Source organism: Pseudomonas sp. Wu6, assembly GCF_019891515.1.
GTDB lineage: Bacteria > Pseudomonadota > Gammaproteobacteria > Pseudomonadales > Pseudomonadaceae > Aquipseudomonas > Aquipseudomonas orientalis_A.
Genome location: NZ_JAFLXH010000004.1, coordinates 206,426 through 230,841, shown reverse-complemented (window position 1 = coordinate 230,841; position 24,416 = coordinate 206,426). Strand labels below are relative to the sequence as shown.

Annotated in this window: 22 protein-coding genes; 6 read left to right on the top strand and 16 right to left on the bottom strand. The window is 61.0% G+C overall.

The features are described from left to right. Window positions 1-212 precede the first annotated feature (212 nt). Window positions 213-1,229 carry an ABC transporter substrate-binding protein gene (locus tag J1G34_RS04370; protein ID WP_065897076.1) on the bottom strand — a complete coding sequence of 339 codons (1,017 nt, stop codon included), beginning with the start codon at window positions 1,227-1,229 and terminating at the stop codon, window positions 213-215. Window positions 1,230-1,361: 132 nt separating this feature from the next. Further along, window positions 1,362-1,832, bottom strand: a complete 471-nt coding sequence (locus J1G34_RS04365; RefSeq protein ID WP_065895345.1) for a hypothetical protein — start codon at window positions 1,830-1,832, stop codon at window positions 1,362-1,364. A 366-nt stretch (window positions 1,833-2,198) separates the two neighbouring features. On the opposite strand from J1G34_RS04365, the gene J1G34_RS04360 reads away from it, so the two are divergent. The 3 genes from J1G34_RS04360 (at window position 2,199) to J1G34_RS04350 (ending at window position 3,140) form a co-directional block, all read left to right on the top strand. Beyond that, complete coding sequence (locus J1G34_RS04360) at window positions 2,199-2,474, top strand: hypothetical protein (RefSeq protein ID WP_163001555.1); 276 nt, start codon at window positions 2,199-2,201, stop codon at window positions 2,472-2,474. 121 nt (window positions 2,475-2,595) lie between these two features. Next, window positions 2,596-2,826 carry a hypothetical protein gene (locus J1G34_RS04355; RefSeq protein WP_065885228.1) on the top strand — a complete coding sequence of 77 codons (231 nt, stop codon included), beginning with the start codon at window positions 2,596-2,598 and terminating at the stop codon, window positions 2,824-2,826. Between the two features lie 71 nt (window positions 2,827-2,897). Next, entirely contained in the window at window positions 2,898-3,140 is a 243-nt protein-coding gene (locus tag J1G34_RS04350) for a DUF2789 domain-containing protein (protein ID WP_065885227.1), read from the top strand. Window positions 3,141-3,209: 69 nt separating this feature from the next. Here the strand turns inward: J1G34_RS04350 and J1G34_RS04345 are convergent, their stop codons facing one another. From J1G34_RS04345 to J1G34_RS04285, 13 genes are all read right to left on the bottom strand, one after another. Further along, a complete protein-coding gene (locus J1G34_RS04345; protein ID WP_370737818.1) occupies window positions 3,210-4,439 on the bottom strand; it encodes a methyl-accepting chemotaxis protein in 1,230 nt (409 codons plus the stop codon). A 543-nt stretch (window positions 4,440-4,982) separates the two neighbouring features. Continuing rightward, entirely contained in the window at window positions 4,983-5,387 is a 405-nt protein-coding gene (locus tag J1G34_RS04340; RefSeq protein WP_003191666.1) for a TraR/DksA family transcriptional regulator, read from the bottom strand. Between the two features lie 933 nt (window positions 5,388-6,320). Then, on the bottom strand, window positions 6,321-7,343 hold the full coding sequence (locus J1G34_RS04335; RefSeq protein WP_057725136.1) for an ABC transporter permease: 1,023 nt from the start codon (window positions 7,341-7,343) through the stop codon (window positions 6,321-6,323). 25 nt (window positions 7,344-7,368) lie between these two features. Beyond that, window positions 7,369-8,922 (bottom strand): sugar ABC transporter ATP-binding protein, encoded by a 1,554-nt coding sequence (locus J1G34_RS04330; protein ID WP_065893005.1) that lies wholly within the window; start codon window positions 8,920-8,922, stop codon window positions 7,369-7,371. 65 nt (window positions 8,923-8,987) lie between these two features. Next, complete coding sequence (locus J1G34_RS04325) at window positions 8,988-9,923, bottom strand: sugar ABC transporter substrate-binding protein (protein WP_065933548.1); 936 nt, start codon at window positions 9,921-9,923, stop codon at window positions 8,988-8,990. Between the two features lie 48 nt (window positions 9,924-9,971). Next, window positions 9,972-10,148 (bottom strand): hypothetical protein, encoded by a 177-nt coding sequence (locus J1G34_RS04320; RefSeq protein ID WP_163001556.1) that lies wholly within the window; start codon window positions 10,146-10,148, stop codon window positions 9,972-9,974. Between the two features lie 128 nt (window positions 10,149-10,276). Then, window positions 10,277-11,305, bottom strand: coding sequence for a Gfo/Idh/MocA family protein (locus J1G34_RS04315; protein ID WP_065893003.1), 1,029 nt, complete (start codon window positions 11,303-11,305; stop codon window positions 10,277-10,279). 535 nt (window positions 11,306-11,840) lie between these two features. Continuing rightward, on the bottom strand, window positions 11,841-12,851 hold the full coding sequence (locus J1G34_RS04310; RefSeq protein WP_222993423.1) for a Gfo/Idh/MocA family protein: 1,011 nt from the start codon (window positions 12,849-12,851) through the stop codon (window positions 11,841-11,843). Between the two features lie 19 nt (window positions 12,852-12,870). Next, the gene (gene iolD / locus J1G34_RS04305) at window positions 12,871-14,802 is read right to left on the bottom strand and encodes a 3D-(3,5/4)-trihydroxycyclohexane-1,2-dione acylhydrolase (decyclizing) (protein ID WP_222993421.1); all 1,932 of its coding nucleotides are present in this window, start codon (window positions 14,800-14,802) and stop codon (window positions 12,871-12,873) included. 10 nt (window positions 14,803-14,812) lie between these two features. After that, complete coding sequence (locus J1G34_RS04300; RefSeq protein ID WP_065885220.1) at window positions 14,813-15,628, bottom strand: TIM barrel protein; 816 nt, start codon at window positions 15,626-15,628, stop codon at window positions 14,813-14,815. Window positions 15,629-15,655: 27 nt separating this feature from the next. Continuing rightward, the gene (gene iolB / locus J1G34_RS04295; RefSeq protein WP_122462894.1) at window positions 15,656-16,444 is read right to left on the bottom strand and encodes a 5-deoxy-glucuronate isomerase; all 789 of its coding nucleotides are present in this window, start codon (window positions 16,442-16,444) and stop codon (window positions 15,656-15,658) included. 2 nt (window positions 16,445-16,446) lie between these two features. Further along, window positions 16,447-17,334, bottom strand: a complete 888-nt coding sequence (gene iolE, locus J1G34_RS04290) for a myo-inosose-2 dehydratase (RefSeq protein WP_122560400.1) — start codon at window positions 17,332-17,334, stop codon at window positions 16,447-16,449. A 161-nt stretch (window positions 17,335-17,495) separates the two neighbouring features. Then, the gene (locus J1G34_RS04285) at window positions 17,496-19,433 is read right to left on the bottom strand and encodes a bifunctional 5-dehydro-2-deoxygluconokinase/5-dehydro-2-deoxyphosphogluconate aldolase (protein ID WP_222993420.1); all 1,938 of its coding nucleotides are present in this window, start codon (window positions 19,431-19,433) and stop codon (window positions 17,496-17,498) included. Between the two features lie 285 nt (window positions 19,434-19,718). On the opposite strand from J1G34_RS04285, the gene J1G34_RS04280 reads away from it, so the two are divergent. Beyond that, on the top strand, window positions 19,719-20,627 hold the full coding sequence (locus tag J1G34_RS04280; RefSeq protein ID WP_065885216.1) for a MurR/RpiR family transcriptional regulator: 909 nt from the start codon (window positions 19,719-19,721) through the stop codon (window positions 20,625-20,627). Window positions 20,628-20,846: 219 nt separating this feature from the next. On the opposite strand, the gene J1G34_RS04275 is transcribed toward J1G34_RS04280, so the two are convergent. Beyond that, on the bottom strand, window positions 20,847-21,752 hold the full coding sequence (locus tag J1G34_RS04275; RefSeq protein WP_222993418.1) for a hypothetical protein: 906 nt from the start codon (window positions 21,750-21,752) through the stop codon (window positions 20,847-20,849). Window positions 21,753-22,131: 379 nt separating this feature from the next. Between J1G34_RS04275 and J1G34_RS04270 the strand changes: the two genes are divergently transcribed. Both J1G34_RS04270 and J1G34_RS04265 read left to right on the top strand, forming a co-directional pair. Continuing rightward, window positions 22,132-22,815, top strand: coding sequence for a response regulator transcription factor (locus tag J1G34_RS04270; RefSeq protein ID WP_010564812.1), 684 nt, complete (start codon window positions 22,132-22,134; stop codon window positions 22,813-22,815). Beyond that, window positions 22,793-24,184, top strand: a complete 1,392-nt coding sequence (locus J1G34_RS04265; RefSeq protein WP_065892996.1) for a sensor histidine kinase — start codon at window positions 22,793-22,795, stop codon at window positions 24,182-24,184. The genes J1G34_RS04270 and J1G34_RS04265 overlap by 23 nt, the downstream gene beginning before the upstream one ends. Window positions 24,185-24,416 lie beyond the last annotated feature (232 nt).

Here is a 24,416-nt window from a genome sequence, read left to right as displayed (position 1 = left end):
ATACAACCGAATCAGGCTCCACAGCTACAACAACTACCTGTCGCCAATAGCCATGGAGCAAAAAGCGGCATAAACACCGTAATCGGTGTCCGGGATTACTTGACCAGTTCAAGCCCCCTCCCACATTTGGATTGCAGTGCATCAGTCAGATAGCCGTCATGGGAGCAAGCCCCTCCCACATTTGGATCGCCATCAGGTAGCAACACTGTCAATCACTTGAGGGCCGACTCAACCTTGAGAGCCACATCCTCCGTCAACCACGCCTTCCACACCTCGGGATGAGCCTTGAGAAATACCTGGGCCACCTCCCGAGGCGGCGTATGATTCTCACTCATTTTCGCCAACGCCTGATTAAGCGGCTCGATAGGAAACTCAACCTTCTCGAAAAACTGCGCAATCTGCGGATGCTCTTTCTGGAACGGCGTAGACACCCCGATACTCAACCTGGACGCCAGCGACCGCGTCGGCTTGGGATCAGGATTGTCCGCATCCGTCAGCGTCTTCCAGGCCTGCGCATCGAACGGCGGCTCTTGCAGTTGAATCAACTTGTAGCGGCCCATCAACGGCGTGGGCGACCAATAGTAGAACAGCACCGGCTTGCCCCGACGAATCGACGAAGCAATCTCCGCATCCAGCGCCGCCCCCGAGCCGCTGCGAAAGTTCACGTAGCTGTCGTCCAGGCCGTAAGCCTTGAGCTTTTGCCGGTTGACCACTTCCGAAGTCCAACCGATAGGGCTATTGAGAAACCGCCCCTTGTCCGGTGACTCCGGGTCCTTGAACACATCCTTGTAGCGCGCCAGGTCTTGTACGCTTTTCAAGTCAGGGGCCAGCGGCTTGATACCCTTGGCCGGATCACCCTTGACCACGTACTCCGGCACCCACCAGCCTTCGGTGGCGCCCTTGACCGTATCGCCCAGGCCCACCACCTTGCCTTCAGCCTCGGCCTTGACCCAGACAGGGCTGCGGCCCGCCCACTCTTCACCGATCACCTGAATGTCGTTCTTGGCCAGGGCGGTTTCCAGGGTGATGGTGGTACCGGGCAAGGTGTCGGTGGGCAAGTCGTAGCCCTTCTCGACAATGAACCGCAGTACCTCGGTGATCAGGCTGCCGCTTTCCCAGTTCAGGTCGGCAAAGTGCACCGGCGCCTGGGCGGCCGATACCGGCACTGACGCCATGGACAGGCCCAGGCTCGTCAGCGATGCAGCCAACAGCGTTCTCAATCCTTTCATTCCTTTGCACCTCGCGATATCGCAGCCATCAGCGGACGGCTTTGCTGCTATGCGCGAAGCCTCTCTCGTAGTTAAGTCAACTCAACTGTAGTAGAGGTTCCGGGAGATAAAAGAAGTTCGCCGTGATTGCGCTTACTCACTGGCCTTGAACGTCACCAGTTCGCCCTTGCGCCACTTGGCGGCCTTGCCGGTGACGGCCTTGAGGGTTTTGGTCAGGCCTTCCTGCAGTTGTTCCCTGGCGGCAAATACCAGCATGACGCTGTGGCCTTCCTTGAACACAATGCCTTCACCTTCGGCCGAAGACACAAAGGCGTAGTCGCCCAGGCCATACACGGTCAACTTAATATCGCGAAACTTGAGTTCAAACTTGCCACCTTCACGGCTGGGCAATACTGCCGCGCGAAAATGATCGCCCACCTTGAGTTCCAGCCGTGGTTTGTCGTCCACGACCAACGCCGCTTCAGTGTCGATCTCGGCGATGTAGATACCTTCCGGGGTCTGTTCGGTAACGTAGACAAAACGAGATTGAAACTGCTTGACCAACTTTGCGCGTAAATCACCCAGCACGAATAACGCGTGCATATCCAGATTACTGACTGCCAAGGAAACGCCCCCACATCGATAAAGCACTGACCGCTTGAGCGGGCAGCACAAAAAAACGGCCGTTACGGCACGAAAGACATACTCGTTAAAAACCTGAAGACAACCATAAGAGCCGTACAGACAGCCGCGGTGGCCCTTGTGCGAGGTCATCCGGCGACACAGCAAATCACAGGTTCAACGACCCGAGAATACGAGTCGAACAACTTCAGAGAATAACCCGATTAAAAACACTGTTTTCCGACACGCATCACAAAAGAAAATACCCGGCCATGGAACCAGGCGCGCGTTGCCGACGACAATACTAAACAGCAACACCGGTCAAAACCAGCCGCTGATATCAACCAGGTCGATCGACAGGAGCTGAGCATGCAACGACGTCAACACGACACTGCGTCTTTTCACACTCGTTCATCATGTCCAGACGCACACCAATACTACTGCCTACCCACACCCGATGGGTACTCCCATTCCGTGCTTTATCGAGTGGTGCCGGCCGGAAGAAACTTTTTTCATATCCAGGAAGTGACCAGCGGCAGGATAAAAGGCTTTCGCAGCGATCACAGCAACGCCTGCGCACTGGCAAAAGCGCTGGAAGCCAACCTGTATGGCCTGCACGGCACACTCGTTTCGTCAGCTGGCTGAGTGTAGTGCACACTTTACTGCACAGCGGCCCTTCAACAACTGCCATACTGACCCGTCCTTGAAGTTTGCCCCCTGCGGGTCAGGTTTCATCAGTGCAGTTACCGCGAAGGGAAGGCTATACGTGACGGAATTTGATATTGGCGAATTTTTTATCCATGGCGATGCGAGGGAAGTGGACGGAGAGTTTCAAGCGGTCATCATCATGCGGGCCAAACCGCCGTTGACCACAGTAACAACGCATCAGGTCGAAAAAGACCGCTGGTTCAAAACCGTCGACGCTGCCGCCATTGCCGGCAAAGACGCCGCCAGGGCCCTGAAAGCCGCCGTGGATTCAGGCGCACTCAATTCGTGACAATCCGATAGAACTCTGGCGCGCCATCCCCCTCACATGCAGAACGATGATCAGCCCGCATGGAGAATATGATGGACACCACGACCCCGACACTTGAAACCCTCTTCGACCAGTTAGGCCTGGATTCCAGTCAGGAAGGCATCGAACGCTTCACCGCCGAGCACCGTCTGCCCGATGACGTGAAACTCGTCGACGCACCTTTCTGGAGCGAGCAACAGGCGAGTTTCCTCAAGGAACAGCTGCATGTCGATGCCGAATGGGCGCCTGCGGTCGATGACCTCAACGCCCTGCTGCATGAGTCTCCCGTTGCTTGATTCAAACGCACTGACCGCACGCCGCTCCTCCCGCAGGAGCGCGCTTGCTGCTACGCGCGGCTTGTGCCGCTACGCGGACCTGCCCCCTTGCGGCTTGTAGCCCAGGCGCAAGCCACCCCAATGCCGACCCCGAACCATGATCGGCACCGACAGGTCGTGCATCAGCTCGCCGGTATCGCGCGTGTAGGTCTGCAGCAACATGGCTTGTTGATGGCTACCGCACCGCAGGCCGGTACGGTCGTCAAATTTGCGCTTGGTGCGGTTCTGCACCGCGTCCACCTGGGCATCACCGGTCAATGCGTGGGAAAACGCGTTGTTGTGTGTCGGCACGTAGCCCTGGGGCGTGCAGGCAATGGCAAACACCAAACCCTCATGAAGCGGCAACAGCGCCTCTTGAATGGCGGGTAATACCTGGTCGGTGTAGGCGTCAAAACGTGTCTTGTATTTGCTCGGGTGGGTATTTGCAATCAGCGTGTAGTTGCGATCGAACAGATCTTCCAGGCTGACCCGGCTGTGCAGCACATCCGCCTCGAACTGTTCGCCAATTCGCCGGGCGCCTTCGCGGGCCAGGTCGTAGATGCGCTGGTGATAGCCATCCAGGCCGACCTGCGCCAGGCGCTCGCTGATGGTTTCCGCCTGCCCTTCCATCTGCACGGCGGCGTCGGCGAGTTGGCGGGTTTGCTGGTCGCTGACCGCCAGGTCGCTGCGCATCTGCTCCACGGCGTGGAACAGGCTGTCGAGTTGAGTGCGGTTGGTGTCGGTGCCCTGGGCGATTTCACTGACCTGCTGTTCCACATCCGCCGCCAGGCCGGCGATGCTCGCCAGGTGTTCGCCGGCATCTTCCACTTGCTCTACACCGGTGTGCAGGTCCGCCGACAGCTGGCGAATCTGCTCCACCACCTGGGCCGTGCGCTGCTGGATGTCGGCGACCATCACCCCGACTTCATCGGTGGCCGTGGCCGTACGTCCGGCGAGGCCGCGCACCTCATCGGCGACCACCGCAAACCCGCGCCCGTGCTCTCCGGCCCGCGCCGCTTCAATCGCCGCGTTCAACGCCAGCAGGTTGGTCTGGCTGGCGATGGACTGGATCACCAGCGTCACGCGCTGGATTTCCTCGCTGCGCTGGCTCAAGGCTTCGATCAGCGTACGGCTGGCATCGGCACGCTGGCTGAGCTGATGCATGCGGGTGATCGACTGCACCAATACTTCACGGCCTTCGCTGCTGCGCTGACGGGCCTGGCTGGACGCGCCCAGGGCCTGGCGGCTGAGCTGGGAGGTGACCTGTTCGGTGCCGATCATCACCTGCGCGCTGCTGACGATTTGCTGGGAGGCGCTCAACTGCGACTGCAGGCGCGCCGCCAGTTGCTTGACCGAATAGGCCACACCCGCAGCGCAGAGTGCATTATGGCTGGTGGTATGGGACAGGTCGCGCGCCAGCTCGCCAATCGCATCGCCGGCCGCAGCGTGGGTCACAGAAGGTTTGGGACTTTTCAGGCGGGGTAGCCAGATCACCAGCAAGGCCAGCGGCAGGCACAGGTAGATCGGCCAGCCGGCAAAGGCCAGGCCCAGCAGTAGCAGCACCAGGACGGTACTCTGCGCGAGCGGTATCAGCCAGCCGGGCAGCACCCGCGCCACCGGTTGCGGTGGTACTGCTGCGCCCATCAGAGATCCATCTCCAGCCATTGTCGTTACCCCACTGCTTGTCGTTATTGTGTCTGCATTAAACGCCACTAACAGGCCATTATCCATGGGCCTTTAGTACAGGGGCTTGCAGTAGATCAATAACGGGGGTGTCACGCAAAACTCTGCGGGGGCCGATGATACGGCCCCCGTGCAACCGCGTCAGGCTTGACGCTGGTGCTTGTCGATCTGCTCGTGGCGCTCTTGCGCTTCGATGCAGTATTTGGTGGTCGGGCTGATCAGCAGGCGTTTCAGGCCGATAGGCTCGCCGCTGTCATCACACCAGCCAAAGGAATCTTCCTTGATGCGTTCCAGGGCACGTTCCAGTTGCGGCAACATGCGCTGGTCGCGGTCGATGGCATTGACCAGCCAGGTGCGCTCTTCTTCCACGGAAGCAGCGTCGGCCGGATCGGCCGGGGTGTCCAGGCTTTCAATGGCGATACGGTTCTGTTCAATGCGCTCGTGGTGTTCCACTTTCATGTCTTGCAGCAACTTCTCGAAAAAAGCGTGCTGTTCGGCATTCATGTAGTCATCCGCCGGCATGGCCAGCAACTTTTCCTTTGTCATTGATTTCTCTATAAAAAATACGTGCATTAAGGCGAATAAGGGAGCGTTCCGGCCGACCTCTGCAGGTCTCGGAAAGGCGCCATCCATTCCAAGCGCCACCCGGCACTCAATTTACGAGGGGCGGCAGTCTAAGGCCGACTTGAAGGCGCAGCAACTGAAATGACAGGCATTTTTTCCCGATCAACCCCCAAAAGCACCAGGACGGGCTTGGCGAACGGTCATCGGAGTGCGTTTATAGCAAGAAATTCAAGTTTATGGAGCTATATAGAAGACAAACGGTTGATCCGTACGGCATGGAACTAAAAATGTGGGAGGGGGCTTGCCCCCGATAGCGGTCAGCCAGACACAGATGTTCAAGCTGACACACCGCCATCGGGGCATAGTTATCTACACAATTTTGGCGCGAGACTGCACCTGTGGCGAGGGAGCTAACGCGTATCTACCTGACGCTCCGAGGTCCAAATGTGGGAGGGGGCTTGCCCCCGATGGCGGCCTCTGGGCCGACCAGGATGCTGGATTGGACCGAGTACATATCCGTTTCTGCGGTAACGGCGACTTAGGGTTCCGCCCTGACGGCGGGTCACTTTGGAAAAGCCCCAAAGTAACCAAAGGGCTCTTGCCCCACCACTCGGCACCTCGCTCAGGCTCGGTGTGCCCGAACGCAGGCTTGAATCCGTGGGCCGCCGCAATGGGCCATCCATGGCCCAGTGCGGCTAACCCGGCGTCCTGCCGGGTTACCCACGGATTCAAGCCTGCGTTCGGCCAGCGTGGTTTAACGGGGCACCTGAGATCAAGATCAAAAGCAGATCAGGATCAAGAGCGACTCGCTTCGCATCGTGGTTACGGTTGGGCGCTACAGAGTTGTGTAGATACCTATGGTTATCGGGGGCAAGCCCCCTCCCACATTTGACCGGTGTTGTCCTCAAGGTAGGCTCAGCGCTTGAGCTTGCGCTTGTTGCGATACTGGTCGATCACCACCGCCACCACAATGATCAGCCCCTTGATGATGTCCTGGATATACGCATCCACCCCGACGAAGGTAAAGCCGCTGGCCATGACGCCGAGGATCAGCGCGCCGATCACGGTGCCGGTGATGCGCCCTACCCCGCCCGCCAGGCTGGTGCCGCCGATCACTGCCGCCGCAATGGCGTCCAGCTCGTAGGACATGCCCATGCCCGCCTGGCCGGTCGCCGCGCGGGCCGAAGCCACCACGCCGGCCAGGCCTGCGAGCAGACCCGCGATGCTGTAGACGATGATCAGGTGACGCTTGACGTTGATCCCCGAGGTGCGCGCCGCCTGCATGTTGCCGCCGATGGCGTAGGTGTATTTGCCGTACTTGGTGTAACGCAGAGCGATGTGGAAAATCACCGCCACCACCAAAAAGATGATCACCGGCATCGCGCCATGGCCGATGGCCGTGTACGAGTCCGAGAGCATGCTCACCGGCTGGCCTTCGGTGTAGTAACGCGCCAGGCCACGGGCCGAAACCATCATGCCCAGGGTCGCAATGAACGGCGGGATACCGGTGACCGCAATAATACTGCCGTTGATCGCCCCCGCCAGCAGGCCCACACCCAGGCCCATCGCCACCGGGATCCACACCGGCAAGTCGGTCAGGGAAGGAAACACCGCCCGGGAAAAATCGGAAGTCTGCGCCAAACTGGCGGCGATCATCGCAGACAAGGCCAGCACCGAGCCGGACGACAGGTCGATACCGGTGGTGATGATCACCTGGGTCACGCCAATGGCCAGCAAGCCGATGATCGACACCTGCAGGATCATCAACACCAGGCGCTGGGAGTTCATCAAAAAGCTCTGGTCGCGCACGATCCAGCCGAACAATTCAAACACCAGGCCGATGCCGATCAGCACCAGGAAGATGCTCAATTCGGTAGGCATGCGTCGACGGTGCTTGACTGGTGCCGTGGCCGGCTTGTTATCTGTTATTGCATTCATAACCCATCACCTTCTTATTCTGGAGTCAGTGGACCACGGTCATACCGGAGGCCAATTGCATGACTTTTTCCTGGGTGGCATCCGCGCGATCCAGGGTGCCCATCAGTTCGCCTTCGTGCATCACCATCACCCGGTCGCTCATGCCAAGCACTTCGGGCAGTTCCGAGGAAATCATGATCACCGCCATGCCTTCGCTGGCGAGAAAGGCGATCAGGCGATAGATCTCGGCCTTGGCGCCCACGTCGATGCCCCGGGTCGGCTCATCGAGGATCAGCAGGCGCGGGTTGGTCATCAGCCAGCGCGCCAACAGCGCCTTCTGCTGGTTACCGCCGGACAGGGTGTCGATGCACTGTTCAAGCGACGGGGTTTTCACCCGCAGCTTCTTGCACATGTCTTCGCACAAGGCGCGCAAGGCCTTCTGCTGGATGAAACCGTTGCCCGAATAGTGCGGCAGCACCGCCATTTCCATGTTTTCCAGCACCGACAGGCACGGGAACAGGCCACTGAGCTTGCGGTCCTCGGTCAACAGCGCGAAGCCCTTCTCGATGGCCATGTGCGGGTCGCTGATACGCACCGGCTTGCCGTCCAGGGTGATCTGCCCGCTGCTGCTGGGGGTGATGCCGAAAATAGTTTCCGCGACGTTGGTGCGGCCCGAGCCCATTAATCCTGCGATGCCGAGGATTTCACCGGCGTGCAGGTCAAAGGACACGTCCTTGAATACACCGTCCAGGCTCAGGTCACGCACCGACAGGAGCAAGTCGCCAATCGGCGTCTCGCGCACCGGGAACAACTGGCTCAGCTCACGGCCGACCATCATCGAGATCAGGCTGTCGCTGTTCATGCTGTCGGCGCGTTGCAGGCCGATGTACTGGCCGTCACGAAACACCGCCACTTCATCGGCGATGGCGAACACTTCGTTCATTTTATGCGTGATGTAGACGATGCCTTTGCCCTGGGACTTGAGGTCGGCAATGATCGAAAACAGGTGGGCGACTTCCTTTTCGGTAATCGCCGACGTCGGCTCATCCATGATCAGGATATCGGAGTCATAGGACACGGCCTTGGCGATCTCGACCATCTGCCGTTCGGCGATGCTCAGGTTGCCCACCTGTTCTTCGGGGTCGAGGTTGATGCGCAGGCGCGCCAGCAGCTCGGCGGTGCAGCGGTGCATTTCGCGGTGGTTGACCATGTGCAGGCTGTTGAGCTGCTCGCGGCCGATCCAGATATTTTCGGCGATGCTCATGTGCGGCATCAGGTTGAGTTCCTGGTGGATCATCGCAATCCCGGCCTTCTGCGCCGCCAGCGGCGTCTCGAAGGTGATCGGCTTGCCCCGCAGGCGGATTTCGCCGGCATCGGGCTGATAGATGCCGGCGATGATTTTCATCAGCGTCGACTTGCCCGCACCGTTCTCGCCCATCAGCGCCAGCACCGTGCCGGGGCGCACGCGCAGTTGCACATCGTCCAAGGCCACGACGCCGGGAAAGCCTTTGCTGATGTTGAGAATTTCCAGCAGGTAGGGTTCGTCCTGCGCCAGCGGCTGGATACCCGGCGGCGGCGCGACAGTGGCGTGAGCGAGCATAGGGAGATACTCCATCTGCAGGGCGGCCGTGACCGCCCTGCCGGCTTAGGGGTGTGAGTTCAGGGCTACTTGAAGTCTTTGACGTTGTCCGGGGTGATGAGCTTGAACGGGATCACCACGTTCTGCTCCACCGGCTCGTGCCTGGCCATCTTGCGCGCCGCCTCTACCGAGCCGACGGCCTGGCCCTTGGCGTCCTGGAACGCCGAGGCCGCCATGTCGCCCTTGGTGATTGCGTTGAGACCGTCCGGCGTGCCATCGACCCCGGCGATCAACACCGTGCCGGGTTTGGTGCCTGCCGACTTCAGCGCCATGGACGCGCCGATCGCCATTTCGTCGTTATTGGCCAGCACGGCGTTGAACTCGCGGCCCTGGGTCAGCCAGTCATTGACCAGGGTCATGCCCTTGTCGCGCAGCCAGATACCGGTCTGCTCCTGCTCGATCTTGATGTCCGGGTACTTGGCCAGGACTTCCTTCACGCCTTTGGTGCGGTTGGTGGTTGAGTTGTTCGCCAGGTCGCCCAGCAGGATCACGATCTTGCCCTTGCCGCCGAGCTTTTCGGCGATGTACTGCATCTGCAGCTTGCCCGCTTCGACGTCATCGGAGGTCACGGCGACGACGTCCTTGGGCAAGTCTTTCTGGTCGGGACGGCGGTTGACGAACACCAATGGGATTTTCGCGGCGGTGGCGGCCTTGATGATGTTCGCCGTGGAGGCGGTGTCCACCGGGTTGACGATGATGGCGTCGACTTTCTGGCTGATAAAGTTCTCGACCTGGCTCAGTTGCTTGACCACATCGGCGCGGGCATCTTCGAACTGCAATTGCACGCCGTCGCCCTTGGGATAGGACTTGGCCTGCTTGTCCATGTCTTCGCGCAGGTAGGTCAGGAAGGTGTCATCGAAGGCGGACATGCTCACGCCCACCTTGATGTCAGCGGCCACGGCAACGCCGCTGGCGAGCAGTATCGACAGGGCCAGCGCGGTAAAACGGATCGGGGTCTTCATGAACGGTCTGTCTCCACTTTCTTGTTGGTTTTATGGACGTTGCGTTTATCAGCGTTCGGCAGGCACGCGGACCACCGGTGCGCCGGGAATGCAGCAGACCAGCGCGCCCTGGTTTTCGACGCACAGCACATTGAGGAAGGAGAAGTAGAACGGCCGGGCGCGAGGCAATGCGCGTGGCGTGTGGGCAGGGCGTAAAACTCGCAGTACAGCGTTGAAGATTTTCATCTGACGGTACCTGGTTGTTTTTGATCTTGTTTTTGTTGAGTCGCCGGGGTCGAGCCCAAGACGTACTTTATGCAACCTGGAAAAGACTTTATTGGAAAATAATTTCCATATCAACCTGTTTTAGAATTTTATTCTATTTTTGTCGAAACCACCTGCTGGCGCTCGGCGCTGAGGCGTGCAGCGTCCAATATACGGGTGGTTTCCAGCGCGTCACAGGGGTTTACCGGCAGCGGCCCCTGGCCTTGCACGGCACGTTGCAACTGCCGGTAGAACTGCGGCCAGCAACCCTTTTCCGAGGGCACCCGTTCCCGCTCCGACCCTTGTTCGAACCAGCCCCAGCGTCGATGCTCTTCCGCGCCCCAATGCTCGCCTTCGGTTTTCGGTGACTTACCGGCCATCAGCGCGTCTTCCTGGCCGTCGAGCCCTTCAACGGTGTAGCAGCCCAGCGTGCCACTGACGCGAAAGCGCGGCGCCTGGCTGTTTTGCAAGGCACTGCCCCACAGGTGCGAAATCACGCCGTTGGCATGGGTCAGCGCCACGAAAAAGCCGTGATCGAGGCTGGGATGCTCGGGCGTGAAGTGCAGTTGCGCAAATACCCGGTCCACCGGGCCGAACAGTTGCAGGGCCTGGTCCACCAGATGGCTGCCGAGGTCGCGCAACCAGCCGCCGCCGCTGGGATTGCCCACCGCCTGGGGGCTGTAGCGTTCGACGCGGGATTCAAAACGGGTGATCTCACCCAGCGCACCGGCTTCGATGAGTTTGCGCAGGGTCAGGTAATCCGAGTCCCAGCGCCGGTTCTGGTAGACGCTGAGCAATGTGCCTTGGCGTTCAGCGGCGGTGATCAAAGCCTGGGCCTGCTCGGCGTTGGCGGCGAAGGGTTTGTCGCTGACCACCGCCACGCCATGTTCGATGGCTTCGAGCACCAGGGCCGGACGGCCTTTGAGGGTGGTGGATATGACGAGGGCGTCGACGCCGGCTTCGACGATCTGGCCGAGGGTGTCGAAGGCTGGCAGGCCAGGGTGGTCGTTTGCCAGTTGCTGGCGGCGCTCGGGGGATCGTGTGACGACGCCGACAAAGGTCGCGCCTGGCAACGTCGCAATCAGCGGCGCATGAAAGAAGCGCCCTCCGTGGCCGTAGCCGACTAGTCCGATTCGCATGATTTATTCCTTCTTTGAAGTGCAAACCCAATCAAATGTGGGAGGGGCGGTGCGACGATTCGACTTGCCCCCGATGGCGGCCTCTGGGCCGACCAGGATGTTGGATTGGAACGAGTACATATCCGTTTCTGCGGTAACGGCCACTTAGGGTTCCGCCCTGACGGCGGCTCACTTTTGAAAAGCGCAAAAGTAAGCAAAACGCTCTTGCCCCACCACTCGGCACCTCGCCTAGGCTCGGTGTGCCCGAACGCAGGCTTGAATCCGTGGGCCGCCGCAATGGGCCATCCCTGGCCCAGTGCGGCTAACCCGGCGTCCTGCCGGGTTACCCACGGATTCAAGCCTGCGTTCGGCCAGCGTGGTTTAACGGGGCGCCTGAGATCAAAAGCAGATCAAGATCAAGAGCGACTCGCTTCGCATCGTGGTTTGTAGGTACCTATGCCCCTATGGCAGGGTGCCAGTAACTACTCTTGTCACTGATCCACCGCTATCGGGGGCAAGCCCCCTCCCACATTTTTAACCGCGTTTCTCCAGTGGTTCAGCCATAGAAATGCGGGCGATCCGGCAGGCTCACCGGCACAATCTGTCCACTGCCCTGCGCTTCGATACAGGCATCCGCCGCTACCGCCGCCGCGTAGCCGTCCCAGGCCGACGGCCCGCCCACTTGCCCGGCGCGCACGCTGTCGATGAATGCCTGCAATTCGACGTCATAGGCGCCGATAAACCGGTCCTTCCAATCCATCAGAATCGCGTTCGACAATTTCGCTCCACTGCGCATCTGTACCTGTGAAGGCTCCGGCAATTTGGCGATGCCGCTCTCCCCCACCACTTCGCATTGAATGTCGTAGCCGTATTGGCAGTTGACGAACACTTCCACGTCGATACGCGTGCCCTTGACGGTCTCCAGCAGAACGACCTGCGGGTCGCGCAGGTGGGCCAGGGCTTTGCTGGTCTTGCGCGGGAACACCACCTGCACGGAGGCGTAATCGTCGTTGAGCAGCCAACGCAGTACATCCAGTTCGTGGATCAGGGTGTCGGTAATCGCCATGTCGGTCTTGTAGTTCTCGCCCACCGTCGGGTTGCGATGGGCGCAGTGCAGCATCAGCGGCTCGCCGATCTGGCCGCTGTCGATCACCGCTTTCAAGGCGCGATAACCTTCGTCGTAGGGGCGCATGAAACCGACCTGCACCAAGCGCTTGCCGTGCGCCACTTCGGCCTCGACGATGCGGCGGCAGCCTTCGGCGGTCACCGCCAGGGGTTTCTCGCAGAACACCGGTTTACCGGCGGCGATGGCGGCAAGCACGAATTCTTCGTGACTCGGTCCCCACGACGTCACCAGCACGGCTTGCACCTGCGGCGAGTTGATCAACGCGTGGCCGTCCGGGTACACCTCGGCGTCCAGCTTCAAATCGGCCACCACCCTGGCGGCCTGTTCAAGGTTGATATCGGTGACCGCCACCACCTGGCTGTTGAGCAGGGTCTGGCTGCAACGACGAATATGGTCACGGCCGATGGCACCGGTACCGATCACTCCAAGCTTCAACGACATACATGCACTCCTCTTGTTATTAGTACTGCCGGGCCTTGGCCAGTTGTTCATTGAGTTTTTTTGCGGCGGCGTTGGTGCGTTCGCTGGTGGACACCTGCGCCACCCCCACCCGCCACCACGACAGGTAGCCGTGGACCATGGTTTTGGGCAGCACCTTGATATCGATCAGGGTCGACACGCTTTGGGTACGCGCATCGGCCAGCGCCGCTTCAAGCTGTTCCACGCTGCTGACCTTGTAGGTCTTGCAGCCATACGCCGCCGCGCTCATGGCGAAATCCACCGGCACCAGGCCGCCGTCGAGCTTGCCGCTCTCGGGGTTGCGGTAGCGAAACTCGGTGCCGAAGCTGTCCATGCCGTTGCCGATCTGCAGGTTGTTGATGCAACCGAAAGCCATGTTGTCGAGCAGCACCACATTGATCTTGCGGCGCTCCTGGATCGAGGTGGCCAGTTCCGAATGCAGCATCATGTAGGAGCCGTCGCCGACCAGCGCGTACACCTCTTTGCTCGGTTCGGCCAGCTTCACGCCCAGGGCGGCGTTGATCTCGTAGCCCATGCACGAATAGCCGTATTCGACGTGGTAGGTGTTCACGCCCTTGCTGCGCCAGGCGCGCTGCAGATCGCCGGGCAGGCTGCCGGCGGCGGCAACAATGATGGCGTCGTCGGCCAGGGTCTGGTTGAGCACGCCGAGTACGCGACTCTGGGTCAGGCAGGAGCCGGTCAGTTCGATAAATTCGCGCAGGACCGCGCGGTCCAGGTGGTCATCGACTTCGGGGACGAAATCATCGCCCTGGTATTCAACCTGATGCACCCGGTCCACTTCGGCGTCCAGTTGCGCCCTGGCGTCGCGCACCTGCTCGCCCCAGCCGGCACGGTAATCCCCCAGCGCATCGGCCAGCGCTTCCAGGGCGACCCTGGCATCGCCCAGCACTTGCACGCCGTCGAGCTTCAACGCATCGCACGGGCTGATATTGAGGTTGAGAAACGTCACCTCGGCATGTTTGAACAGTGATTTGGACGAGGTGGTGAAGTCGGTATAACGGGTGCCGATGCCGATGATCAGGTCCGCCTCGGGCGCCAGCAGGTTGGCCGCCAGGCAACCGGTCTCGCCAATACCGCCGACGTTCAGCGGGTGACTGGACACCACCGCGCTCTTGCCCGCCTGGGTTTCGGCGAAGGGGATATCGAAGCGCTCGGCAAAGGCTTGCAGCGCAGCATTCGCGCCGGAGTACTTCACCCCGCCGCCACAGATGATCAGCGGTTTGCGCTTGCCCTTGAAGGCGGCCAATGCATCGTCAAGCATCGCGCTCGTCGGCGGGCGACGCTCGATGCGGTGCACGCGTTTTTGCAGGAAATAATCCGGGTAGTCCCAGGCTTCGGCCTGCACATCCTGGGGCAGCGCCAGGGTGACCGCGCCGGTCTCCGCCGGATCAGTAAGCACGCGCATGGCGTGGATCGCCGCGCTCATCAATTGCTCCGGGCGGTTGATGCGGTCCCAGTATTTGCTGACCGAGCGAAAAGCGTCGTTGGTACTGATGCTCAGGTCATGAAACTGCTCGATCTGCTGCAACACCGGATCAGGCTGGCGACTGGCGTAGACATCGCCGGGCAACAGCAGCAACGGAATGCGGTTGGCCGTGGCGGTGGCCGCAGCGGTGAGCATGTTCGCCGCGCCGGGCCCCACCGAGGCGGTGCACGCGTAGATCTTGCGGCGCAGGTGCTGTTTGGCAAAGCCGATGGCGGCGTGGGCCATGCCCTGCTCGTTGCGGCCCTGGTGCACCACCAGGTCACCGCTGTCCTGCTCCAGCGCCTGGCCGAGACCCAGCACATTACCGTGACCGAAAATGGTGAACACGCCAGCGACAAACTTGCTCTGCACGCCATCGACTTCGATGTATTGGTTATCCAGGAACTTCACCAGGGCCTGGGCCATGGTCAGTCGGGTGGTGGTCATGTCGCGCCCCTTAACTTTTTTTCAGGTGGGCAATGCTTGCCCCCAAGGCCTGCTGGATATCCGCCAGTTCATGCACGCTGCTCGCAAACGGCTCGAACGACAGGTAGCCGCTGTAGCCGGTGCTGAGCAAGGTGTCGATCTGCGCCGCATTGCCAAGGATATCGCCCTCGCCTACCAGTACGCGGTGGCCATCACGGATCGCGTTGAGCGGCGCGTCGGCATCTTCCACGCCGGAGATGTGCACCAGGCCGGTGAGTTCCGGGAAGAACTCATGCTCGTTGGCAAGATGGTGATGGAAAGTGTCGTGCACCACACGGAACACATCCAGGCCGCCGATGGCCTTGATCGCGTCCACCGCCACGCGCTTGCGGCGCAGGGCAGACTCTTCGAAGCCCAGGGGTTCGACAAAGCCGAGGATGCCGTACTCGCGCAGAATCGGCGCCAGTTCGCTCAGCGCCGTGCGCAAACCGGCGGCGCGCTGGGCATCGGTGCGCGTGTCGCCCGGCTCGTTGAACGGGCACATCACCAGGCCCTGGGCGCCACATTCACGGGCATAGGTGGCAAGCTCGATTGCCTGGGCCCGGCGTTGATCGTTCCACACGTCAAACGGATACAAGGCGTTGATCGACAGCACCGTGATGCCCTGCGCCGCGCACAACTCGCGCACGCGGCTGGCGGGCGTGCCGTATTCGATCTGGCGGTCCTTGAGATCATTGCGGATCTCGATGGCATCGCACTTGAGCGACGCGGCCAACTGGATGAAATCCGGCAGGGACAGGTTGGGTGCGACCATCCGGTTAAGGGCAAAGCGTAGCGGCGACTTCATTGTTGTTGTTCTCCGTGCAAAACCGTTTCAGAGGTCCAGCAGCCAACTGTGCTGCGGGTCATTATGGAAATGCCAGGCACGCTTGGGGCCGGCCATGACGTTCAGGTAGTACGACTCGTAGCCGTACGGCACGCTGACCGGGTGATAACCCTTGGGCACCACCACCAGGTCGCTGTTTTCCACGGCCATGGCCTGGTCGATACTGCGGTCGTCGGTGTACACGCGCTGAAATACGAAGCCCTGGGGCGGATTGATCTGGTGGTAATAGGTCTCTTCCAGAAAGCTCTGGTGCGGCAGGTCATCGGTGTCGTGCTTGTGCGGCGGGTAGCTCGACGAATGCCCGGACGGCGTGCGCACTTCCACCACCAGCAATGAATGCGCCGGCTCGCTGTCGGGCAGGATGTCGCACACGTAGCGAGTGTTGGCGCCTTTGCCGCGCACGCTGCGCTTGCACTGTTCCGGGCGGATCAGGCGCGGTGTGTAACCGCCCGCGCCGGGTGCGGCGCACACCGCGATCTGTACGTCACTCAAGGCGGTGACCCTGGCGTCGGTGCCGGGCGGCAGGTAGGCGGCAAACGGGGATTTGTCCTCGAACACCGATTGCCGATCCCCCAGGTTCTGCCAGTCGAAGCCCTCGCCCTGGATATTTACCCGGCCGCTGAGCAGCACCAGGCACAGCTCCTGGTCGCCGGCGCTGACCGGCAGCGTCTCCCCCAGGCTCAGGCGATAAGCGCTGAAACCCACATACTCCAGGCGCCCCGCTTCCAGGGCGACCATGGTTTGCCCGCGCTTGTTACTCTTGACCAGCAAGCTCATGGTTAAGTCCTCTCGTCGAGCAATGCTCGCAACGTGTCATAGCCTTTTTTCGCATAGATATAGCTGGGCGCGACGGCCGGGTCCTGCTCGGCCTCGACCACCAGCCAGCCGGTGTAACCGGCGGCCAACAGCTCATCGAGCAATGGCGCAAAATCGATATCGCCATCGCCGGGCACGGTGAAGGTGCCGTTGACGATGCAGTCGGGAAAGCTCCACATCTGGTTGCGCGCCAGCTGCACCACGGGTTTGCGCACGTCCTTGAAATGCACATGGCAGATGCGCTCGATATGTTTGCGCAGCACCTCAAGGGGCTCGCCGCCGCCCATGTAGCAATGGCCCGAGTCGAACAGCAGGCCGACTTCCGGGCCGGTGCGGCGCATCAGCTGATCGATATCCTCGGCGGATTCGACATAGGCGCCCATATGGTGGTGGTAGGCCAGGCGCACGCCCTGGGACAGGGTAAAGCGCGCCAGTTCGGTGAGCTTGTCGGCGTACGCCTGCCACGCCTGCTCGGTGTGAAAGCGCGGGCGTTCGATCAGACGGACGCGCGAGCCCTGGATCGAATCGGCCACTTCGCCATACACCAGCACCGTGGCGCCATTGTGCTTGAGCAACTCGACGTGGCCGGCGATGGCCTCGATTTCCTCGGCCACCGAACGCCGCGCCAGGCGGCTGGAATACCAGCCGGAGACCAGCGCCAGGTCATAGGGGCGCAGCACGTCGCCGACCCCTTTGGCGTCCTTGGGGAATTTGCCGTTGAGTTCAAACCCTTCGTAGCCGATCTCTTTACCTTCACTCAACGCGGTACTCAGCGGCGTTTCACCGCCCAGCGCCGGCAGGTCGTCGTTGCTCCAGGAGATTGGGTTGATGCCAATTCGGATTGCGGGCATGGCTGCACCTTTTATTGTCTTTCAAAGTTGCATGAGATCTGCTCTATGTGGGAGGGGGCTTGCCCCCGATAGCGGCAGTTCAGCTACAGAAGTGTTGCCTGACACTCAGCTATCGGGGGCAAGTCGAATCGTCGCACCGCCCCTCCCACATTTGATCTGATTTAATTTCGGGCGCTGCGCCAGGCAGTAATAAGCTGTTCGAAGGTGGCCTGCACCCGCTGGATCAGGGTCTCATCATCAATCTCCCCCGCCATCCACGCCTTGCTCGGTTCCTGGAAGATCGTGCGGCCCACGGCAAACCCTCGGCAGGTGGTGCTCTGGCTGGCCTGCTTGAAGCCGTCGGCGAGAAATTCCGCCGACGCATTCAGCCCCAGCAGCACCACACCCCGGCAGTACGGGTCGCGTTCTTCGATCAGTTCGTCGAGCTTTTTCCAGTCCGCAGCCGATTGCGCCTCGATCTTCCACCACGCCGGGTAGATGCCCAGGTTGTACAGGCGCTTGAGGCTGCGGTAGAGCACGTCGGGATAGGTGGAGGGATGATCCTTGGGCGGGATGACTTCCAGCAGCAGTTCATGGCCGCTGACAATGGACGCCTCGTACAGCGCCTTGAGCTGCGCTTCCTGTTCCAGGCGCAGCAGCGGCTCGTCGTCGGGGTGAAATTGCACCAGGCACTTGATGACCTGTTCCGCAGGCCAGGTAATCAGGTTGCTGCCGATGGAGCGGCCGTGTTCGAACGCCAACGGCCGCGAGTTCTGTACCTCCACCGGGCGCGCGATCCACCAGCCGCGACCGCTGGCGGCGTTGAGCGCATCCTGGCCGAAACGCTGGTCGGCCAACAGGCCCACATCGGCCTCGATGCCCTGCTCGCCCAGCTTGCGCTCCACGCGTTCGATGGCCTGGATAAACAATTGCTTGATCGCACTGATGCGCGCCAGATCCTGGCCGCCGCGCTGGGCGAGGTCGACCAGTTGCCAGCGATGGTCGAAGGCGAACACGAACAGCTGCTTCCAGGTTTTGCGCGGCACGCTGACGCGGTGCAGGCGTTGCAGGGTCGCGTCCTGGTCAGGCCGGGTGATCGGCACCGGGCTATTGAACAGGTACTCAAGCTCGGCAGGCGTCGGCATGGCCGGCGCGCAGGCATGGCGCGACACCACCAGGCCGCCGCAGGCATTGGCCAACTGGCTGCAACGCTCATCCGTGGCGTCGTTGAGCCAACCGCTGAGGAAGCCCGACATGAAGGCATCGCCGGCGCCCAGCACATTGAGCACCTCCACGCGCACGCCAGGGTAGATCGCACCGTCTTCGAGGCGTTCTGGAATAGCGCCGTGAATCACCGTGCAGCCTTGCGGGCCGAGCTTGACCACCAGGATGGCGGGCGTCAGTGCTCGCACCGTACGCAAGGCGCCGAGCAGGTCTTCACTGCCGCCGGCAATCAGGAATTCTTCTTCGGTGCCGACGATCAAGTCGAAACGCGGCAGGATCTTCTGCACATGCTGGCTGACGTTCTGGTCGGCAACAAAACGGGTCTCGCCATCGGCCTTGCCGGCCAGGCCCCAGAGCACCGGGCGGTAGTCGATGTCGAGCACGCGCTTGACGTTGTGTTTGGCCGCATAGTCCAGCGCCTGGATACTGGCCTTGTACACGCCGTCGGTGGAGAAATGCGTGCCGGTGATCAGCAGCGCCTTGCTGGAGGCAATGAAGGTTTCGCTGACGTCTTCGGCGCGCAGGGCCATGTCGGCGCAGTTTTCGCGGTAGAACACCAGGGGGAAGGTTTCGCGGTCCTTGAGACCGAGCAGCACCAGGGCGGTAAGGCGTTCCGGGTCGACCTTGATGGCGCTGACGTCGCAGCCTTCACGGGCCAGGGATTCCACCAGGAAGCGGCCCATATGGTCGTCGCCCACCCGGCTGAGCATCGCTGACTTGAGCCCCAGCCGCGCCGTGCCGAAGGCGATATTGGCCGAGGAACCGCCGAGGTACTTGGCAAAGCTGGACACGTCCTCAAGCCGCGCCCCCACTTGCTGCGCATAGAGGTCGACGCCCAGGCGTCCGAGGCAAATCAGATCCAATTGACGCCCACTGGCAAAACGAGTCTGGCCCATGCTGGCTCCTGTTATTTTTATCAGCCTGCGCTGTGCCGCCGTGGCGACGGCAAACGCTCTTTGGTGGGAGCAGACTAGAACGTCCGGCGGCGGCAATCAATATTTATTCCATAATTATTTTTAGTGGAATATTTTTTCCAATAAGCCGACATAATGCGGTGACAGCCTTCGTGCATCGTTTCAGCAGCCCGCGCAGGCCGTGATGCCGAGGTATTTTTTTGTGCCTACCCTGTAGACTTGCGCCACTCATCAGCGCATCAGACGAACACGCCAGAAGGATTGCCCATGTCCCGCACCGATCCCGAGACCCCCCTGGAAGATCCAATCGCCAGCCCTGCGATCAATGCCGAACGCCTGTTGCAGCTGATTACCGAGGAATACGAAAGCCTGCCGCGCCAACTCAAGCGCATCGCCAGCTACATGAGCCAGCAGAGCGACCGAATCATGGTCGACCGCATCAGCGACATCGCCCGCGAATGCGAAGTGCACCCCTCGGCCATCGTGCGGTTTTCCCAGCGTTTCGGCTTCAGCGGGTTCAGTGAGATGCAGGCGTTGTTTCGCGAGGCGTATACCCACAAGACCACGCCGGTGCAGAACTACCAGCAGCGCATCCGCAGCATGATCGCCAACAAGTCGCAGAAGGCCAGCGGCGGCGACCTGGCGCGCGAGTGCGTCAACGCCACGTTATCCGGCATCGAACGGCTGGGGCTTGAGCTGGACGACGCGGCCTTCGACAAGGCCGTGGACCTGGTGGTGAATGCCGACAATATCTACGTGGTCGGCGTACGCCGCTCATTCGCGGTGGCCGACTACCTGGTGTACAACCTGCAGCACACCAACAAGCGCATTCACCTGGTTTCGGGGCTGGGTGGCAGCTATCGCGAACAGATGCGCAGCGTGCGCGCCAATGACCTGGTGATCGCGATCAGCTTTACGCCCTACGGCAAGGAGACCCAGCACTGCCTGCGCATCGCCCAGCATCACCAGGCCAAGACGTTGATTATCACCGACAGCAACCTGTCGCCCCTGGCCAAGCGGGCGAACGCGGTGCTGTTGGTCAATGAAGGCTCCTCGTTCGCCTTCCGCTCACTGAGCGCCACGCTGTGCCTGTGCCAGGCATTGTTCATTGCAGTGGCGTATCGGCTGGAGTTGAAGGTGGACGAGATTCACGAGCAGGTGGGGTTCGACGACTAAGGCTGGTTCACCGCCAACCAAATGTAGGAGGGGGCTTGCCCCCGATAGCAGGGTGTCAGTCGCCGAATCGGCTGACTGACACTCCACTATCGGGAGCAAGCCCCCTCCCACATTGAGCCAGGCTCAGATTTAGTGCATGAAAATGGCGATCAGGATAATCAGCGGAATTGGCACGCCGAGGAACCACAGCAGTAATGAGCGCATCATGTTCTCCTTGATTTAACGAATGTAGTTTTCGGTTTCGACGTACACCACGGCATCCCGGCGGCGACCGCCGAAGGTAGCGGCGAAGCTGGCGAAGAAGGCACCGATCAGCAGCGCGACGAAGGTCCACAGCGAGGTGTATGCCGCGACTTTTGCAGCGGTGTCGGCGGCTTGCTTGGCTTTGACCTTGGCGTCTTCGACAGCTTTACGGGCATCGCCGTAGACCTTGTCGATGCGTGCCTCGGCATCGGCCTGGCTGAGATTGGTGCGCTGGCTGATCAACTGGGCCAGGTAGGTACGGTCTTCCGGAGCCAATTGGCCGTCATTGCTCAACGTACGCGCAAAGATGCGACCGACCACGGCATGGGCGGCGTCATCGCCGACCGCTGCAGGGCGGTCGTCGCGGAACAGGCTGTCGACGTAGTAGCCGAAGTCGCCGCTGTGGGCGCCCTTGGCCATGCTGCCGGCGGCTTGGGACATGCCGCTGGCGGCGCCCGATGCAACGCTGGCACCGGCTTTGACGCCGCCGCTGACCACGCTGCTGATCGAACCGACCACCAGCATCGCGGTGATCAGTGTCGCGACCGCCCAGGCCAGGAAGCCGTGTGCGGTGTCACGGAAGTACACCTCATCGCCATGCATATTGGCCCACTTCACGCGCAACCGGCCGGCAATGTAGCCGCCCAGGCCCGACGCAACGATTTGAGTGAATGCCAGCCAGACAATCGTGGAAATGCCAAGCCCCTTGGCGCTCATGCCGCTGTCGGCCCACGGCGACACCGCCGAAAAGCCCAGGCCGAAGCCCAGCAGCACCAGGATCAGGGACAGTGCGGCTGCGGCGGCGGCCCCAGCAAAAATCGCCCCCCAGGAAACCCCGGAGAGCGCGCTTGACTCTTGCAGCGTGGATGAGGATGTGATCATTGTTGTTTTGCTCCAGGCATGAAAAATAGTGTTACAAGTCTCAAAAAGGACAGTGCAGGCAGCGTGCCAGCCCAGGCAAAAAATAAAATCCTTATATTTCAACAACTTAACTAAATTGAACTTCTTAAAATCATGCAAGTTGCAAGAATGGCCTGTAGAGAGCGGGCGTTATGCATTCTCCTATTGAACACCCAATGTGGGAGGGGGCTTGCCCCCGATTGCGGTGTGTCTGGTCAGAATTGACAACCTGCCCTACGCCTATCGGGGGCAAGCCCCCTCCCACATTGATTTGTGTAGATGAAGTTTTATTTAGGAAACATTCAGCAACTTCTTGGCAAAATGCCCACACTTCTAGTGTGAACGCTCACCAGGTAATCCTATGACCCGCATTTTGACCATCGAGGATGACGCCGTAACGGCCCGCGAGATCGTCGCCGAGCTGAGTAGCCATGGACTGGACGTAGACTGGGTGGACAATGGCCGCGAAGGCCTGGTCCGTGCCGTCAGTGGTGATTACGATCTGATCACCCTCGACCGCATGCTGCCCGAACTTGATGGCCTGGCCATCGTCACTACCCTGCGCACCATCGGCGTATCCACGCCGATCCTGATGATCAGCGCCCTCTCCGACGTGGACGAACGCGTGCGCGGCCTGCGCGCCGGCGGTGATGACTACCTGACCAAGCCCTTCGCGTCCGATGAGATGGCCGCGCGCGTCGAGGTGCTGCTGCGACGTAAAAGCACGGTCAAGGAATTCGAAACCGCCCTGCGCGTGGCCGACCTCGAACTGAACCTGATCAGCCGCGAAGCGAGCCGCGCCGATCAGCCGTTGAGCCTGCTGCCCACCGAGTACAAGCTGCTGGAATTCTTGATGCGCAACACCGGGCAGATCCTGTCGCGGATGATGATCTTCGAGGAAGTCTGGGGCTATCACTTCGATCCCGGCACCAACCTGATCGACGTGCACATCGGTCGCCTGCGCAAGAAAATCGACCCGCCGGGCCTCACGCCGCTGATTCGCACGGTACGAGGCTCGGGATATGTCATTGCTGAACCCCTCTAAAGGCTGGCGCTCTTCCAGCAGTCGGTTGCTGGCGCTGTACAGTTCGCTGTTCGTGGCATGGAGCTGCATCCTCATGGGGGTGCTGTATTACGAGGTGTCGGGCTACCTCAGCGACCTGTCACGCCATTCGCTGATGCAGCGCCAGCATTTGTTCCAGCGCTTCGACGGTGAAGAACTGGTGGAGGCGCTGACCACCAGCATGACGTTCGACATGAAAGGCGTGGATGCCTACGGCCTGTTCGACGAACAGTTTCGTCCCTTGAGCGGGCCGATCCGCGCCGTGCCGCCCGACTTGCCGCTCGATGGCAAGATCCACGCCCTGGCCAACTGTGTCGATTCCGACGACCCGAAACTGCCCAAGGACAGCTGCGATGCCGTGGCCACCCACACCGAAGACGGGCGCTGGCTGGTACTGGTGCGCGCCAACGGCTCCCTGTTCGGCGTGACCCGGATCATCTGGCATGCCCTGCTGTGGGCGCTGTCGCTGACCATCCTCCCGGGCATTGCCGGCTGGCACTTGCTGCGCCGTCGCCCACTGCGGCGCATTCGCGGCATTCAGGCGAGCGCCGAGGCCATCGTCGCCGGCGACCTCACGCACCGCTTGCCGCTGTCGAACCGGCGCGATGAGCTGGACATGCTCGCGGCCATCGTGAATGCCATGCTCGACCGCATCGAGAAGCTGATGAACGAGGTCAAGGGCGTGTGCGACAACATCGCCCACGATCTGCGCACCCCACTGACTCGCTTGCGTGCGCAGCTTTACCGCATCAAGCAACAAGCGGAGGAAGACTCGGCCCATGCGGTAAAGCTCGATGACGCGATTGCCGAAACCGACACACTGATGGCGCGTTTTCGCGGCCTGCTGCGGATTTCGGAACTGGAAGACCACCAGCGACGGTCGGGTTTCTTGCTGATGGACCCACTGCCACTGTTGCGCGAGCTGCATGACTTCTACCTGCCCCTGGCCGAGGAAGGCGAGCTGGAACTGCTGCTGCAGACCCCGGACTCACTGCCCTGGATCACCGGCGACCGCGCCCTGCTGTTCGAGGCCCTGGCCAACCTGCTGAGCAATTCGATCAAGTTCACCCCGCCGGGCGGCAAGGTGATCCTGCGCGCGGTCAATGATGTGGGCAGCACACGGATCGAAGTGCTCGACTCCGGGCCGGGGATTCCTGCGGCCGAACGGGCGTCGGTGTTCCAGCGCTTCTATCGGGTCGATGAGAGTGATCAGCAAGGCGGTTTCGGCCTGGGCCTGTCGATTGTCGCGGCGATTATCAACCTGCACGGCTTCAAGCTGGACGTGGCCACCAGCGAACTGGGCGGCGCGCGGCTGGTGCTGGAGTGTCGCCAGCAGTTGATGCCCGAATAGGTAAAGATCCAAATGTGGGAGGGGGCTTGCCCCCGATGGCGGTGTGTCAGCTTGAACATCCGTGTCTGGCTGACTGCTATCGGGGCATAGGTATCTACACAACTTTCCAGACCGTAGCAGCCAACGGTAACCACGATGCGAAGCGAGTCGTTCTTGATCTTGATCTGCTTGTGATCTCAGGCGCCCCGTTAAACCACGCTGGCCGAACGCAGGCTTGAATCCGTGGGCAACC